This window comes from Chryseobacterium sp. AG363 (assembly GCF_003610675.1).
In the GTDB taxonomy this organism is placed as follows: Bacteria; Bacteroidota; Bacteroidia; order Flavobacteriales; family Weeksellaceae; genus Chryseobacterium; species Chryseobacterium cucumeris.
Genome location: NZ_RAQF01000002.1, coordinates 1,897,910 through 1,910,545 on the forward strand (window position 1 = coordinate 1,897,910; position 12,636 = coordinate 1,910,545).

16 protein-coding genes are annotated in these 12,636 nt (G+C 36.1%); 1 reads left to right on the plus strand and 15 read right to left on the minus strand.

Annotation, left to right across the window (positions count from 1 at the left end; genetic code table 11):
• Positions 1-63: 63 nt before the first annotated feature.
• The 6 genes from DEU39_RS08705 to DEU39_RS08730 form a co-directional block, all read right to left on the minus strand.
• A complete protein-coding gene (locus DEU39_RS08705) occupies positions 64-741 on the minus strand; it encodes a DUF2490 domain-containing protein (protein WP_120231649.1) in 678 nt (225 codons plus the stop codon).
• Between the two features lie 131 nt (positions 742-872).
• Positions 873-1,265: a DUF1398 domain-containing protein gene (locus DEU39_RS08710; RefSeq protein WP_120231650.1), complete on the minus strand. Its 393-nt coding sequence runs from the start codon at positions 1,263-1,265 to the stop codon at positions 873-875.
• Positions 1,266-1,406: 141 nt separating this feature from the next.
• A complete protein-coding gene (locus tag DEU39_RS08715; RefSeq protein WP_120231651.1) occupies positions 1,407-2,096 on the minus strand; it encodes a response regulator transcription factor in 690 nt (229 codons plus the stop codon).
• Positions 2,097-2,107: 11 nt separating this feature from the next.
• Positions 2,108-2,884: a sensor histidine kinase gene (locus DEU39_RS08720; RefSeq protein WP_120231652.1), complete on the minus strand. Its 777-nt coding sequence runs from the start codon at positions 2,882-2,884 to the stop codon at positions 2,108-2,110.
• 21 nt (positions 2,885-2,905) lie between these two features.
• Positions 2,906-3,538, minus strand: coding sequence for a hypothetical protein (locus DEU39_RS08725; protein ID WP_062671767.1), 633 nt, complete (start codon positions 3,536-3,538; stop codon positions 2,906-2,908).
• Between the two features lie 18 nt (positions 3,539-3,556).
• On the minus strand, positions 3,557-3,883 hold the full coding sequence (locus DEU39_RS08730) for a hypothetical protein (RefSeq protein WP_062671765.1): 327 nt from the start codon (positions 3,881-3,883) through the stop codon (positions 3,557-3,559).
• A 316-nt stretch (positions 3,884-4,199) separates the two neighbouring features.
• On the opposite strand from DEU39_RS08730, the gene DEU39_RS08735 reads away from it, so the two are divergent.
• Positions 4,200-5,045 (plus strand): T9SS type A sorting domain-containing protein, encoded by an 846-nt coding sequence (locus DEU39_RS08735; protein WP_120231653.1) that lies wholly within the window; start codon positions 4,200-4,202, stop codon positions 5,043-5,045.
• A 91-nt stretch (positions 5,046-5,136) separates the two neighbouring features.
• Here the strand turns inward: DEU39_RS08735 and DEU39_RS08740 are convergent, their stop codons facing one another.
• The 9 genes from DEU39_RS08740 to eco form a co-directional block, all read right to left on the minus strand.
• Positions 5,137-5,586: a VOC family protein gene (locus DEU39_RS08740; RefSeq protein WP_062671761.1), complete on the minus strand. Its 450-nt coding sequence runs from the start codon at positions 5,584-5,586 to the stop codon at positions 5,137-5,139.
• A 31-nt stretch (positions 5,587-5,617) separates the two neighbouring features.
• A complete protein-coding gene (locus DEU39_RS08745; RefSeq protein ID WP_228432203.1) occupies positions 5,618-6,166 on the minus strand; it encodes an SRPBCC family protein in 549 nt (182 codons plus the stop codon).
• Positions 6,167-6,183: 17 nt separating this feature from the next.
• Positions 6,184-6,555 carry a VOC family protein gene (locus tag DEU39_RS08750; protein WP_120231655.1) on the minus strand — a complete coding sequence of 124 codons (372 nt, stop codon included), beginning with the start codon at positions 6,553-6,555 and terminating at the stop codon, positions 6,184-6,186.
• A gap of 71 nt (positions 6,556-6,626) precedes the next feature.
• Entirely contained in the window at positions 6,627-7,097 is a 471-nt protein-coding gene (locus tag DEU39_RS08755) for a hypothetical protein (protein WP_120231656.1), read from the minus strand.
• A 10-nt stretch (positions 7,098-7,107) separates the two neighbouring features.
• The gene (locus tag DEU39_RS08760) at positions 7,108-7,563 is read right to left on the minus strand and encodes a DUF1569 domain-containing protein (RefSeq protein WP_062671753.1); all 456 of its coding nucleotides are present in this window, start codon (positions 7,561-7,563) and stop codon (positions 7,108-7,110) included.
• A 288-nt stretch (positions 7,564-7,851) separates the two neighbouring features.
• Positions 7,852-9,060: an ABC transporter permease gene (locus tag DEU39_RS08765; RefSeq protein ID WP_120231657.1), complete on the minus strand. Its 1,209-nt coding sequence runs from the start codon at positions 9,058-9,060 to the stop codon at positions 7,852-7,854.
• A gap of 63 nt (positions 9,061-9,123) precedes the next feature.
• Positions 9,124-10,080, minus strand: coding sequence for an HlyD family secretion protein (locus DEU39_RS08770; RefSeq protein WP_120231658.1), 957 nt, complete (start codon positions 10,078-10,080; stop codon positions 9,124-9,126).
• A gap of 11 nt (positions 10,081-10,091) precedes the next feature.
• On the minus strand, positions 10,092-11,510 hold the full coding sequence (locus tag DEU39_RS08775; protein ID WP_120231659.1) for a TolC family protein: 1,419 nt from the start codon (positions 11,508-11,510) through the stop codon (positions 10,092-10,094).
• Between the two features lie 583 nt (positions 11,511-12,093).
• Positions 12,094-12,582 carry a serine protease inhibitor ecotin gene (gene eco, locus DEU39_RS08780; protein ID WP_034699598.1) on the minus strand — a complete coding sequence of 163 codons (489 nt, stop codon included), beginning with the start codon at positions 12,580-12,582 and terminating at the stop codon, positions 12,094-12,096.
• Between the last annotated feature and the right edge of the window lie 54 nt (positions 12,583-12,636).

The window sequence follows — 12,636 nt, forward strand, 5'->3', positions numbered from 1 at the left end:
TAATGTTTATGATGATCTATTTTCAGATAATGGTTTTCCTCACAGCATTCAGTAACAGTTTTATTAGTTCTTAGTGAATGGGATATTATTATAAAAACCAATCTGAATCTGTCCCCGGTTTCTGTTCTCTTGAATCTGGTTCATATACCCTGCTTCAATCCTCATATTTTTGTTGATGACATATCCTAAAGCTCCATACACTCTGTTCCTGTCGAAAACCGGACTATCGAAGTGCAGAAAAATTTCGTTGTATACTGATGCGTAAAGGGTTTTCGGCAGCATCTCTTTTTGAGTAATCGGAATATTGACTCCCAGCATATAACGGAATCTCATTCTGAAATCATCTTCCAGAAAGCGTTCTTCCAAACGATAACGGTGCTGAAGATAGAAACGTCCGAATTTCTGCTTGGTAATATACTGCTGGAAGATTCGGTGTTCAATATTTTCTTTTTTTTCACCGTTTACGTAAGGCTGGCTGAGAATGAAACCGTATCCTAATAAAACATTGTTATTGTTCTCTGTAAGATCATACCCGATTCCTGTACGGATCAGTAACTGTTCCAGGTCTCCAACAGCGTCGAAATTACGGTACTGAATTTCATTGTGCCAGTTCAGTTTCTTGCTGATCTTATTATTTCCAAAATACATATACCATGCTCCAAGATCATTTTTTTGAGCAAATGTCAAAATGGATCCCAAACCTAATACAGTGAATGCCAACTTCGTAAAAACCTTTCTCATGTTTACCAATTACTATTATCTATCGTTTTTAACAAAATTAATATTTTAAATCAATAATAGCAAACAATATTTTATAAGTTAATGGAAAGAAGTACGGATGCAATGGTCTGCATCCGTTTTTTTGTAAAAGATTATCCTGGAACCTGTTCGGTCAGAACATCACTTTCATTCTGGTCAAAATAAGTACAGGTCATCGCCTGTAGATCCATCGTCCAACCTTCGATTCCGTTTTCGGCACACTCTTTACAGAAAGTCATATAATCTGTTCCTCCCTGTTGATGAAGTTTCAGTCTTATTTTAAAATTTTCAAGATTTAAAGTATCCGAAACAGCAAGAGGCTCATACTTTTTTCCTGTATGAACAGATTGATTTTCGTGATTGAAGTATTCTGTGTTTCCATCCTGAACGTACGCCTTATAGTGAGAAACCCCCAACGTTTTTATATTCTGAATATATTTAGGAAAATCGGCTCCGCTTTTTACTTTCTGGTGCTCTGCTTTGATGTTTTCAATTGTAAATTTCATTCTTTTGTATTTTCTGTTTTAACTATAAATTATTGTTTTTTCATAAACAATCCATTGTGTTCTGTTTATCAAAACAAAAGCTAATTTAATCAGAAAATATAAATTTCAATTAATTTTTAATGAAAACAGCTGTATGACTATTTATTCGAACCTATCTTTTAAATAATTCATATCTGCAATTTTACTTTCTATGGCATATACCACTAAGCCTGCAGTATTTTTGGCTCCGGTTTTAAGCAGAAGGCTGTTTCGATGTCCTTCAACGGTTCTGGAACTTATAAAAAGCTGATCAGCAATCTCAGAAGTGTTGTATTGTTTGCAGATGAGTTCCAATACTTCTTTTTCTCTTTTGGAAATATGATTGGCATCAAAAATACTGGAAACTTTCTTTTTAGGTTCTGTAAGGTTTTGATGTAAAGCTTCCATTACCTCGTTATTATAAAAGAAACCTTTGCTGTGTACTTCACGGATTGCAGTAAGTAATTCAGCTGGACTTGAGTTTTTTTTAAGAAAGGAACAGGCCCCTGACTGTATCATATTGACAATAAATGCTTTCGTGTTATAGCTCGTTAAGGCAATAATTTTAATCTGGGGATATTTGATATGGATTTGTTTGGTTGCCTCTACTCCGTTAATTTCAGGCATATTGAGATCCATCAGGATTATATCGGGCAGTTCTTCCATGGTTACAAGCTCATCCAGCAGCTCTTTCCCATTGCTGAAATCACTTACCAGTTCAATATCTTTTTCTCTCTGTATCAACAATGAAATTCCCTGACGAAAGAGCGCTTCATCGTCTACAATTATGACACGAATTATATCCTTTTCCATTTTATAATGATTTAAAATGTAAATTCTACGGTAATTCCTTTATTGTTTTCACTTTCAATTTTCAGTGTTCCATTGATCAGTTCTACACGGCTTCTGATATTTCTTAAGCCTAATCCTTCTTTCAAAGTATTTTCATTCAGATTAAATCCTTTACCATCATCTTTGTAGAGACAGGTATTTTTTCCGTCTTTCCCAAAAAATTCTATATCAATATGCGTACTTTCTCCGTGTTTTATGGAATTGTTAATGAGCTCCTGAAGTATTCTAAAGATATGTAAATTTTTTTCTTCTTCTGCTTTTGCAAAGTATAAACTGTTGGAATAAGTAACCTGCAGGGTTTTGGACAGGTTAATTTCTGAGCACAATGCATCTATTGCAGCATGGAGTCCAAATTTTTCTAAAATCGGAGGAAGGAGATCATGCGAGATCTGTCTGGCACTTTCTGCTGTTTTGTTGACCAGATGTATAATTTTATTTTTCAGATCGTTGTATTCTTCTCTTGTCAGATTATCAAAATCCAGGAGATGGATATTTAAAGAAACCACACTGAGTTTTGAGCTGATATCGTCATGCAGATCCTGAGCAATGCGCAACCTTTCTTTTTCCTGAGCACTGATGATAGCATGGGTAAGATCTTTCTCATATCTCACCTCCAGTTCTTTTTTCTGAATAAGGTTTCTTGTTATCTTCTTATTCGAAAAATAATAAAATATGATCAGGGTGACGGCCAGTAAGGTAAATGCCAGAAAGGTATAAACGATAGTGGAAATAATTGTATTCTCATTCATTTTGTAAAATCATAACAGTAATTACACATTTTTTTTGCGGGAAGACAGATAATCTATCAGAATAAAAATCTGATACACAATAAACATAACAACATTGAAAACCCAGATCTCTTTATGCAGTTTTCTATTCATCACCGTATAGAGGTTTCCGGACAAAAATATTACAGTACTGCTTATCAGATAAAGTAAAAGTCCCAGGCTTATATAATTGTATTTCTTTTGGGTATCCAGTATATTATATAAATGAAATAATGCCAGAATTATGATTGAATAAGATGTGACAAAAATTTCAAAAAGATTAAAAACATAATACTTTTCGGGGTATATGATATACTGTATAACAAGAACTACGGGAATGATAATTAAAAGTGTACGTGCTGTTTTTTTCTGGTATTTTTCCGTTACAATTTCATGAAAGAATAATCCCAGTAACAAAAACTGGCCTATCAGATAATAATGTGAAAAAAACAGATTATTAATCTTCTGTGAATTCAATACATAGAAAACAATTTCACATAGTAATATCCAGGCCAAATAGCTGATGAAGTATGTATAGGCTTTTCCTCCTCCGGAAAAGCCTATACAGTATACTGCCAGATTAATCAGCAGAATGCCTTTTCCTATTAACGACAATATTTCAATCCAGTGATCCAATGATCTCCAGTTTTCAGATTACAGGTTCCACCATTTTGCAGCAGAACATACGCTTGGACAAGGTGTGGTCATATCATAGACATAATCTCCATTGTCATAGTTTACAATATCATTGTTATCTGCATCTACTCCTACCAGAAGAAATTTAAATTCGCCTTCATCGGTAATGGCATTATAACCCCGATATCTCGCAAATCCTTTGTCGTCAATAAAAATATCATGAACATCCTTTGCCGGAATAAGATGAGCCCGGATAGATGTTCCATCGATAATTTTTGTATTCTGCCAATTGCTGATCCATTTTTTAGCATCATCTAATGAGACTGCATGTTTAGGTAATTCCATAGTTTTTCTCGTTTTAAATTATATAATAGGTTTAGAATAAGTTACTTCAGCTACACATTACAAGTTATGAAAAAAAACTAACCATACTGTGAAATACATTCATTTTAATTAACATAATATTCTTTTTTCAAAATTATAATAATAAAAACCAACGAAATTGCGTATTTCTACCTGTTTTTCAATTCGGTTTTTAATACGCTGTTGTCACTTTGTATTTCTCGGTTACTTTGTGGTATCCTTTACAGAAAAAAACTCATGAGCACATCAACAGTACGGGAAGCTTATGATCTTCTTTAAACATTAAAAAATCTGTATCATGAAAAAAATTATCTTTTTTGGAATCTTTGCTTTCTTAAGCAATATTACAATGACCACTGCACAGACAACTACTGTGACTTTTGAAACTTCATCTGGCGGCAGCACAAGCTTTACCAGCAACGGATATACTTTCAATATCGTATCACAGGCCGGAACTTTCAGAATTCAGGGCAATTATCCAAACACCGGCTGGAACGGAACAGCTAATGATAATGTCTATATCGACAATACAGGAACAACCAATATCAGCTCTCCCTCTTTCAGTGTTAAAAGCAATTCTGCATTCACGGTGTCAAAGTTTTGGGTATTTTTAAGCAATACTGCTTTAAACCAGTCTACCTCATCAGGAACACTTATTATTACGGGAAAATTAGGGGGAGTTACAAAGTTCACCACCACAAAAACATCCGGATTTAACACTACATTTAATGCAACTACGGGAACGACAGGTATCAACAACGGATTTACCCTGATTGATCTTTCCACCCTAAATAATCAGAATAACAGTAATACTACCATTGATGAAATCCAGCTGCAATCCACCGGAGGATATGTCTATATGTGCCTTGATGCATTTACATGGACAAAAATTTCCACACTGGGAACTTCAGAAAATTCACTCAAAGGCAAAGAGAATATTTATCCGAATCCAACTACCGGTATCTTCTATATGGATGACCTAAGGAAAAACGAAAAAGTTTCATTATACGACCAATCTGGAAAACTGATGAAATCTGCAGCAGCTGAAAAAGATAAAAATCAGTTTGATATAAGTGAACTCCCTGAAGGAATTTACCTCATCACAACAGCGTCAGGAAGCTACAAAATTATTAAAAAGAAATAAAGCAATTCCTTATAAATTACTTACAGTCAATCATTAAAAAAACCGACAGCTATCTGTCGGTTTTTGAATATTTTGAACTCCAATATGAATCTTATGGGTGCTGCTGCATTTTAGCGGGATCGTCATAATTTACCATCCAGTTGATTCCGAATTTATCGCTGAACATTCCGAAATAAGCTCCCCAGAAGGTATCAGCCATTGGCATTGTTACCTGTCCGCCTGCAGAAAGACCACTGAATAATTTGTCTGCCTCTTCTTTAGATTCTGCATTCACAGAAATAGAGAAGTTGTTTCCTGCCTTGAAGTTGGAAGACCACTCTCCTCCTGTATCGCTTCCCATCAAAATCGTTTCTTTAGAGATCGGAAGAGAGACGTGCATGATTTTGTTTTTATCTTCTTCAGGTGTTTCTTTTCCTTCCATTGGCGGCATCTCTCCAAATGTTCCGATATAAGGATATTCTCCCCCGAAAACAGATTTATAAAAATCGAATGCTTCTCTGCAGTTTCCGTTGAATGTCAGGTAAACGTTTACTGTTGCCATAATTGTTTTGTTTTTTTAAGTTGAGTTTGTTTTATTGAGGTTTTTCAGATAAGGTTTTTAATCTTGAAAGCCCTTTCTGATAATCTTTTCCAACAGCATCCTCCATATTCATAAACAGCTTCATCAAGGTAAACGGATAAGGAATCTCAGAAGTAAATCCCCATGTTGCCTTGCTACCGTTTCCTTCCGGAACTACTGTTACGTAAGCATTTGCTTCACTTTCATAAGGGGTAAGAAATTTGATTGCCGTATCTATTCTTTTACCAGCTTCATCTACTTTTTCCAATTCCTGGCAGCCTTTTCCTGCCTGTTTATTTTTACTATCCCAGCAAACTTTTTCTCCGTGCTGGCCGGTTGTTCCCGTCCACTCTTTTTTCATACCCGGATCAAGATCATTCCATGGACTCCATTGATCCATTGCTTTAAGGGTATTGGTATTCTGCCATACTTTTTCCACAGGTGCATTAATCGAAATCGATTTTTCATATTGACAGTCACCAGGAATAAAAGCAGCCCAAATCAGCAAAATGATTAGTAATGTGGCTAATAGTAAAAAAATACGTTTAAATGTTCTCATCATCAATGTGTTTTTAATTATTATCTGTGTTGATCTATAAGAATCATATTTCCATCCGGATCTTTCAGATAGATATGTTCCGGCCCGGAGGTGGTTTCATCGGCTTCTCTACCGATTTCTACTCCGTTTTCTTTTAATCTTTTCTGAATTTCACGCACATCATCAAAAGATTCCAGATTCTGTGCATTTTCGTCCCATCCCGGATTGAAGGTAAGCATATTTCCATCAAACATTGCCTGAAAAAGGCCTATCAGTGTAGAACCGTTTTTCATGATCAGATAGTTTTGTGCTTCTGTTCCTGCCATAGTTGTAAACCCAAGCTTCTCATAAAAGTCTTTTGATTTCTGAAGATCTTTTACGCTTAAGCTAATTGAAAATGCGCCTAGTTTCATAATGTTTGTAAGTTTTTAAAGTAAGCCCCCGAGGTCTGGGGTATTGTTAAGTCGAAGATAATGAGGTTGTTTTACTGATTTTTAAGATGGGTCTTAAATTCAATGGTTCCGTCATAACTTTTCCAATCGCCTGTAAGTTCGATGTGCTGCTCTTCAATTTTCTCTGTCTTTCTGTTCCATTTGAAATTGTAGACAAACTTCCCTTTGAAAAGTCCGGAATGTTTTCCTTTATTCTCTTCAGCCAGCTCATATTCTCCGTATACTGTTCCCTGTTTTTTGGAATCTTTATATTTTGAAATGGTAATTTTCCCTTCAAATTTTGCATAACTGGTATCCACAAGAGAATATCCTGAAACGAAATATTCCTGATCATTCTTTTTATTCTGTTCAGAAATATTGATCTTCAGTTTCAGTTCCTGGCCTTTATTTCCAATGGTTCCTATATAAGGTTTACTATTGTTCAGCCATGTATTTGAGATATCCGGCATCTGTCCTAATACAAAATTAGCCGTCAGAATGAGGAGTAATAAAATTTTTTTCATAGTGTGTGTTTTAAACGCCAAATTGTGCAAGATGGTGATTCAGATGTTTGGCAAACATATTATTCCACTCCTGGGAATTCAGTTTTCCGAAAGAAAAAGATTCTTTACCATCGAAAGCGTCCGCTCCTAGCTGCTGCGTTTTTTGAATGAACCCTATCAGCCTTGTTTTTTCTTCGTGAAAATTCTTTCTGGTGGTAATCAAAAACTGTGGAGCGGTAGGAGAATCTCTTGGATATGCTTTTTCTCCCACTACTTTAGGTTTTACAAAAGTTTTTAGTATAAATTTTGCAATGGCTCCCGGTTTTTTGTGTTTTTCCGGTTCATAGATCATTTCATAGGTAATACAGCAGTGTGCCAGCATTTGGTCTACTGTCATTTTCCCCCACAAACCGTGAGTATCTTCTACCAATTTGTTGATCCTATCTATATAGTTTTGAGCATCTTTTGCATCAAATACATTTTCCATATAATTTCTATTTTACTATGGACAAATATATCAGTTTTTTTGTTTGATTTTATTGTTGAATGAAAAAATTGAGAGGTGCTTGTTATGAGATACGAGTTACGGGGTACGGGATTCGAGTTCGAAAGTTTTTCGGCTATTTTTCGATTATTTTTTACATATTTTTCCCTGCTCTTTAATTTGTCGGGTATAGATACTGATCATCTGCCAGCCTATATACTACAAAAGTAACCAGCAAACCAGCATCATATCAACCTCTAACTTAAAAACCAGCAACAAATTAACCAAAAACTACTCTATCTCTTCCCGAGAAGTATCCTCAGTTGTAATTTCCTGGGGTGCAGATTTTTTGAAAATAAACCATAGTTTGATCTTTAAAGCAATCCAGCCTATGATCGCATATATTACTAAAAGGATGCTTAAGTGTTTCAGATATGGGAAAGTAAGCTCTACCGAACCTTTTTGAATCAATAAGATCTTGAAAGCCTGTAAAAAGGGAGTCAACGGAATAATATTCGCGATAAACTGTACAAAAGCAGGCATTGCATTTAAAGGCCATGTAAAACCACTGATAATGAAAGCCGGCGAAGCAATGACCATCAGGATTTGTGTCGCCTTCAAAGCATCCGGAATCAGAATACTGATGAATACTCCCAAAAATGAAGCCGATCCCACAAATACCGCTGTGAGGAGAATAAAATTGAGTATTCCTTCCGGCATCGGAACATGGAAAATCATGTGCATAAAGTAATAAATACCTACAATAAGAACAGAAAACACCCAGATCGGAATGACTTTAATCAACATGGTCGGGAAGGCCCATTTTTTCATTTTCAGATATTCTTTCACAAAAGATCCTCTTTCGAATTCTGCAGCAAAACTCACTGCCATTGCTAATAAAATAACCTGCTGTAACACTACTGCCAGCATTGCAGGCCACATAAAGATCAGATAGTTTCCGGTTGTATTGAAAAGGGTTATATAATTGGCTTTGAAAGGTTCGTATTGTGTTGCAGCTTTTACAGCGGGCATTCCTGCTTTCTGAAGAGCTTTGATGGAAGCTCCGGCAGAAAATGTTCCTATGGTCAGCTGAAGCGCTTTCGATGCGAAATTTGCTGTTAAAACGTTCCCTGTATTGATATAAACATTCAGTTCCGGATATTTTTTCTGCAGCATATCTCCTTCAAATCTTGAGGGAATAATTACTACCGCAGCAGCCTCATGCCGGATCACCTCATCTTTAATACTGAGAGGTTCCTGCAGATATCTGATAATTTTGATGCTTTTATTATCATCCAGCATTTCCGTCAGTTGGTTGGATAACGGTGTATTGTCTCTATCAACAACCAAAACAGGTGTATTTTCAACTTTTCCGCTTTTGTAGACAAACCCCAGCAAGGTGGCATAGAAAACCGGTGCCAAAAAGAACACCGTCCTTAAGGTAGAATTGCCGATAAAAAGTTTGAACTCTCGTTTTAAAAGACGGAAAAATTCTTTCATCTGTATATTTTTATAAGTGGAGAACGAAATGAAATTCAGGAAACTTCATCAGTTCTTTTCAATTTATTTCAGGATTACATTGGCATTGACTAAAATATTTTTAGCCTTATTCATGTCTTTGGGTTTTACTTTGATCTCGTAGATAGCGTCTTGTAACTGATAGTCCGGGTAAGCCGTAGTGATATCTGCATACTTTGTCAACTGCTTAATGTATACGATATTTCCTGTCAGGTTTTCTTTGTTATAGACTACCTGCATGGTAACCTCCTGCCCTTTTTTGTACTTTGAAATAGCACTTTCAGGAATGGTAAATCTGAAATACGTACTCTCCGGAATATATCCGTTGAACAGAGCAAAACCAGCAGTTGCCAGTTCCCCCGTATTTAAGCTGATGGTCTCAATTTCCATATCGTTGGTGGCAATAATATACCTTTCGGAATAGGCTACATTCGCTTCCTGTAAAGCGCCTTTAGCCTGTGATGCCTGTCCGGCTGCCATTTCTACTTTTTCGAAACGGGTTCCTCTTTTCACATCATCCAGTTCTGCCACTACAGCATCATATTGTGCCTTTGCGCCCTGTAACTTTGCGTAGATTTCATCATGGGCCTGTGGAGACATTAAACTGTCGCGAAACATATTATTGGCTCTTCTGTAGGATTTCTGAGCAAATTCATATTGTTCCTTCAATCCCTTATATTTGGCCTGAAGCTGTCTCATCTGATCGGCTGTCGCTCCGTTTTTTGCCATCTGTTCCTGAGCCGTAGCCGCACTTACTGCTCCTTGCGCCTGTGCAATTTTTGCAGAAACTTCCGGTACATCAAGCTGAGCCAGGGTATCTCCTTTTTTCACAGTCTGACCTTCAGAAACATATATTTTCAGAATCCTTCCGGTAACTTTAGGGGCAAAAGAGATCACATCCTTTTTGGTTTTTCCTTCCGGATCTTTGATTTTCTCGTTTTTTTTGTCACAGCTCCCCAATAAAAACAGAGCAGCGAAGAGTATAGATATATTTTTATGCATCATTTAAATTTTTAAGGGATTAAATAAAATTTGGTGATATCCAGTTCCTGGGTAGATCTCATCAGTTCTATTCCCGCTCTTCTCTGGTTGAAAATGGCATTCTGATATTCGAGTTCCGCAACTTCCAGATCATTTTCGGCATCAATAAGCTGTGAAGATTTGCTCATTCCGTATCTGAATTCTTTTTCTGCCTGTACGAGTGCATTTTTAGCCAGCTCTTTTTCTTTGGCTTTCAGGGTAATCTGTGCAGAAGCGATATCATAATTGGTTTGATTATTGGCAAGATTCAATGTCAGCTTTTTCAAAGCATCTTCTTTCTGATTTTGCAATACTTCTTTTCCTACTTTGGCAGTTTCTTCAGCATGTTTTCCTTCTTTACCATCAAAGATTTCCCATTTAAAACCAACCCCCGCAGTAATCAATGGAAATACATTGATATTATTGGGTCTCCAATCCAGCTTTTTACCTTCATATCCAAGAATTGGCACAGCAGGGATTACATTTTCCGAAGATTTTATTCTGTTCCCGTACAATCCGATATAATAGGCAGAAGCCATCAGCTGTACTTTAGGAATCATCCACGTTCTTTCTGCTTTTATTTTATAGTCTGCCGCACTGATTCCATGTTCCAGAGCTCTAATTTCAGCTCTCTGCTCAATTCCTTTTTCTGCAGCCAGCAATTCTACAGGAGATAATACAGGATCAATCATTCTGAGCCTTTCTCTTTGAATCCCTGTCAAAATATAAAGCTGGGTAAGAAGAAGTTCTTTTTTCCCTTCATATTCTACCATTTTAGCATCCAGAGTAGCCTGGGCGAGTTCAATTTTCTTATGGTCATAAGGCGTTATCAAACCATAGCCAAGCGCTTTATCAGCTGTTTTTCGGTTGATATCCAATCTTTTTTTACTTTCATCCAGAACCTTTTTAGACTGATGAATCAATGCTAACTGATCATAGGCTTTGGAAATGGTGGCAATCACCTCATCTTTTGTTTTTTCCAGAAGGATATCTTCAGACTTTTTCTTTTCTTCCACCGCTTTTTTCATGTACTTCACCTTTCCTCCTGAATACAGCAGCATTTTGGCATCTGCCTTGGCAATACCTGAAAATCCGGATACATTGAAATTATTGTTGAAAGTCCCTTCGGGAATATTGATAAAGGGAGCGAGATTGAATTCCGGGGACGTCAGTCTTGCTGTTCCGTTAAGATAACCGGCCTGACCGCTCAATTCCAGGGTTGGAAGAAAGATATCCTTCAGTTTGTGCTCGTCAAGATCGGTAAGCTTATTTTGGGTAATCTGCATTTTAAGGTTCGAGTCCCGAACCATAGCACTATCCAGAAGTTCTTTAAAATCCGGCGCAGACTGTGCCCAGCCAAAAGCGGGGAAAGCAAAAAAACTAAACGTAAAAATCAATAAATTGTTTTTCATGGTTTATGTTTATAACAAATATAATGCAAAAAAAGATAAAATACTTAAAGATAATTCAACAAGGTAGTGAATTTAAAGTAAGTTTAAAATATGTTTAAGTTTAAAACCTTATAAAATAAAGTTTTGTCGGAGTCGTTTAAATGTTAATTAAATACTAGAAAACCTGAAAAAAATTTTAACTCTACTTTTTCTGCATTATTTTTACGACACTTTTTTCAGGAAACAAAGGAAGAAAAGAACATTCTCTGGAAAAAATCATTCTGAATTTGGAATTTGGATTCCTTCACAATGACAAACTGGATGGATAGGCTTGTATAATAAATTTCTTAATCTATAAAATCTGTGAAAAACAATATTTAATAGGAACGGGCTTTAGCCTGTTTAATAAAAAACAAAACTTCAATTGGCTTTAGCCGAAACCTAAAGTACAACGCAGTCTTCGCAAAAGCATTGTTGATAGCTTTGAATTCGTTCGCAAGGGCGTTTCACTTAGCAAAGACATGACGAATTATTTTACCCTGAAAAAAACGAAAACTCCCCACATCGCTGTGAGGAGTTTTCTGTATCATTATAATAAGCTGATTTATTTTTGAACTGCTTTTTTCATGGCAGCATCAGGGCGTAAAATTCTGTAACGAACTTCAATGTCTTTCGGTACGTAGAATACCAATGGAAGTTTACTGTTATACCTTACAATTTCAGGTTTTAAAGTCACAAACTTTTTAGTCTGTTTTTTATCCAGGCAGCCCATCAGTGTTCCTGCCGTTTCCCCTTTAGATTCTACTTCATAATAGTTGTATCCCCATCCCTGAAGGTCCTGAGTTTTCATTTCTCCCATTAAGAAATAGTTATTACAGTCTAACATCTTTTCAGCACCTACAAAAAGTTCAACTTTTAAATCGTTTTCATTTTTTGCTACGGGAAGCTGAATATATACTTGCTTATATCCTTCTTTTGCTTTTGGGAACATTTCAATCTGTAGTTTTTCAAACTTTTCTGCTTTCTTTTGTGCGAAAGCATTTACTCCAGCCATTAATACTAATCCTGTGATTAAAGTTTTAGAAAATTTCATCTTTTAATAATTTTTTTAATTGCTACTATCTTAATTCCAAAAACCATTCCAAAT

Coding starts and splice junctions, on each gene's coding strand:
- DEU39_RS08705 (WP_120231649.1), bottom strand. CDS start 741: ATGAGAAAGGTTTTTACGAAGTTGGCATTCACTGTATTAGGTTTGGGA.
- DEU39_RS08710 (WP_120231650.1), bottom strand. CDS start 1,265: ATGAAATTTACAATTGAAAACATCAAAGCAGAGCACCAGAAAGTAAAA.
- DEU39_RS08715 (WP_120231651.1), bottom strand. CDS start 2,096: ATGGAAAAGGATATAATTCGTGTCATAATTGTAGACGATGAAGCGCTC.
- DEU39_RS08720 (WP_120231652.1), bottom strand. CDS start 2,884: ATGAATGAGAATACAATTATTTCCACTATCGTTTATACCTTTCTGGCA.
- DEU39_RS08730 (WP_062671765.1), bottom strand. CDS start 3,883: ATGGAATTACCTAAACATGCAGTCTCATTAGATGATGCTAAAAAATGG.
- DEU39_RS08735 (WP_120231653.1), top strand. CDS start 4,200: ATGAAAAAAATTATCTTTTTTGGAATCTTTGCTTTCTTAAGCAATATT.
- DEU39_RS08740 (WP_062671761.1), bottom strand. CDS start 5,586: ATGGCAACAGTAAACGTTTACCTGACATTCAACGGAAACTGCAGAGAA.
- DEU39_RS08745 (WP_228432203.1), bottom strand. CDS start 6,166: ATGATGAGAACATTTAAACGTATTTTTTTACTATTAGCCACATTACTA.
- DEU39_RS08750 (WP_120231655.1), bottom strand. CDS start 6,555: ATGAAACTAGGCGCATTTTCAATTAGCTTAAGCGTAAAAGATCTTCAG.
- DEU39_RS08755 (WP_120231656.1), bottom strand. CDS start 7,097: ATGAAAAAAATTTTATTACTCCTCATTCTGACGGCTAATTTTGTATTA.
- DEU39_RS08760 (WP_062671753.1), bottom strand. CDS start 7,563: ATGGAAAATGTATTTGATGCAAAAGATGCTCAAAACTATATAGATAGG.
- DEU39_RS08765 (WP_120231657.1), bottom strand. CDS start 9,060: ATGAAAGAATTTTTCCGTCTTTTAAAACGAGAGTTCAAACTTTTTATC.
- DEU39_RS08770 (WP_120231658.1), bottom strand. CDS start 10,080: ATGCATAAAAATATATCTATACTCTTCGCTGCTCTGTTTTTATTGGGG.
- DEU39_RS08775 (WP_120231659.1), bottom strand. CDS start 11,510: ATGAAAAACAATTTATTGATTTTTACGTTTAGTTTTTTTGCTTTCCCC.
- eco (WP_034699598.1), bottom strand. CDS start 12,582: ATGAAATTTTCTAAAACTTTAATCACAGGATTAGTATTAATGGCTGGA.